Origin of the sequence: Methylobacterium sp. WL116, assembly GCF_008039455.1 — a bacterium.
Classification (GTDB): Bacteria; Pseudomonadota; Alphaproteobacteria; order Rhizobiales; family Beijerinckiaceae; genus Methylobacterium.
The window spans coordinates 1-1,923 of the sequence record NZ_VRUV01000705.1; the positions used below are offsets into that span (position 1 = coordinate 1).

Sequence of the window (1,923 nt, forward strand, 5' to 3'; positions counted from 1 at the left end):
GGGCGGGCGAGGCGGCGGTGCTCGACGCGGTAGCGCAGGAGGCCGACATCGTCGTCGCGGCGATCAGCGGGGCCGCCGGCCTGAAGCCGACCCACGAGGCGCTCCGCCTCGGGCGGCAGGTCGCGCTCGCCAACAAGGAGAGCCTGGTCTGCGCCGGCGACGCCTTCATGCGCGACGCCAAGCGCTACGGCGCGACCATCCTGCCGATGGATTCCGAGCACGACGCGCTCAGCCAGGCGATGGCCGGCCGGCCGCTGGAAGACGTGCGCACCATGATGATCACCGCCTCCGGCGGCCCGTTCCGGACCTGGACGCGCGAGCGCATCGCCGCCGCCTCGCCGGCGGAGGCCGCCGCCCACCCGACCTGGTCGATGGGGATGAAGATCAACATCGATTCCGCCTCCCTGATGAACAAGGGGCTGGAGCTGATCGAGGCGCATCACCTGTTCGGCATCGAGCCGGGCCGCCTCGACGTGGTGGTGCATCCGCAATCGGTGATCCACGGGATGATCTATTGGCTCGACGGCGCCGTCACCGCCGAGCTGGCGCTGCCCGACATGCGCGTGCCGATCTCGCACTGCCTCGGCCTCGGCGACCGCCTGACCATCGCCCGCGGCCGGTCCCTCGACCTCGTGGCTTTGGGCAGCCTCACCTTCGAGGCCGCCGACGAGGCGCGCTTCCCGTGCCTGCGGATCGCCCGCGCGGCGCTCGCCGAGGGCGGCGCGGCGCCGACGGTGATGAACGCGGCCAACGAGATCGCGGTGGCGGCCTTCATCGCCGGCACGATCCCGTTCTACGGCATCGCCGACCTCGTCGAGCGCGCGATCGCGCATTTCGCGGGGATCCACCGCACCACCCCCGACGGCGTCGAGGAGGCCCTGGCGATCGACGCCGAGGTGCGGGCCTGGAGCACGGCCGCTTTGCCGCGGATGCGCGCGGCCGGCTGAGCGCGACGGGTTTTCCGATCCGTACCGGCGTTTCCCTCCCCCCTTGAGCGGAGGAGGAAAGGGTGCTCGGAGTCGAGGCCTGGCCGCATCCGCACGTCGTCGGGAGCGAAGGGCGTGCCTCAGCGCCCCGGGCCGTAGCCCGCGAAGAACACCCGCACGGCCTCGCGGATGCGATAGTCGATCTCCTCCCGCGTCACCGGATCGCCGGCGTGGAAGAGCAGGCGCGTCAGCAGGCCGGCCTGGCAGAGATGCAGGAAGTGCTTGGCGGCGAGGTCCGTGTCCGCCGCGTTCAGGCGCCCGGCCGCCACCTGCGCGTCGAGGTAGGCGGTGAGCCGCGTCACGCCCATCGCCGGGCCGGCCTCGAAGAAGGCCTGCCCGAAGCGCGGGAACTTCTCGCAGGCGCCGATCACCATGCGGATCACCGCCACGTGCTCGGGCCGCACCATCTCGATGAGGTAGGTGGTGCCGAGCCGCGTCAGCACCGCGGCGACGTCGGGGTCGTCGGCATCCAGCAGGAACAGGGCCTCGGCCAAGCCCCGCTTCTCCTCCAGGGTCAGCGCCTCGAACAGCGCCTCCTTGCTGTCGAAGTAGACGTAGAGCGTGCCCTTCGAGACGCCCGCCGTGCGAGCGATCTCGCCCATGCTCGCGCCGTCGAAGCCCGCGCCCATGAAGACCTGGCGCGCGCCGTCGAGGATCTGGCGGCGCTTGTCGCTCTCGGGCGTGACGGCGTCTCGTTCCAGCGTCGCGGGGGTCGCGGGCATCTTGGCGATCCTGATTGACCGAACCGTTCGGTCAATGATATCTACTGCGTTGGAACGGCGGACGTCAATCGTCCTCGTTGATGACCGAACCGTTCGGTCAGCAAGTTTCAAGCTGGGATTTCGGGCATGTCGTTGCGTGAGGATGGCGACCGGATCGATGCGGCCGAGGCGGCCGACGCCGTGCGGGACGAGCGCGCCGAGGCGCCGCGCGCCAC

Annotated in this window: 2 protein-coding genes; one reads left to right on the forward strand and one right to left on the reverse strand. The window is 71.0% G+C overall.

Translation table 11 applies throughout. From position 1 onward, the window contains the following. The coding region (gene dxr, locus FV223_RS26480; RefSeq protein WP_147729714.1) for a 1-deoxy-D-xylulose-5-phosphate reductoisomerase at positions 1–947 on the forward strand (947 nt) is incomplete at its 5' end. A gap of 119 nt (positions 948–1,066) precedes the next feature. Here the strand turns inward: dxr and FV223_RS26485 are convergent. Beyond that, complete coding sequence (locus tag FV223_RS26485; RefSeq protein ID WP_147729715.1) at positions 1,067–1,708, reverse strand: TetR/AcrR family transcriptional regulator; 642 nt, start codon at positions 1,706–1,708, stop codon at positions 1,067–1,069. Between the last annotated feature and the right edge of the window lie 215 nt (positions 1,709–1,923).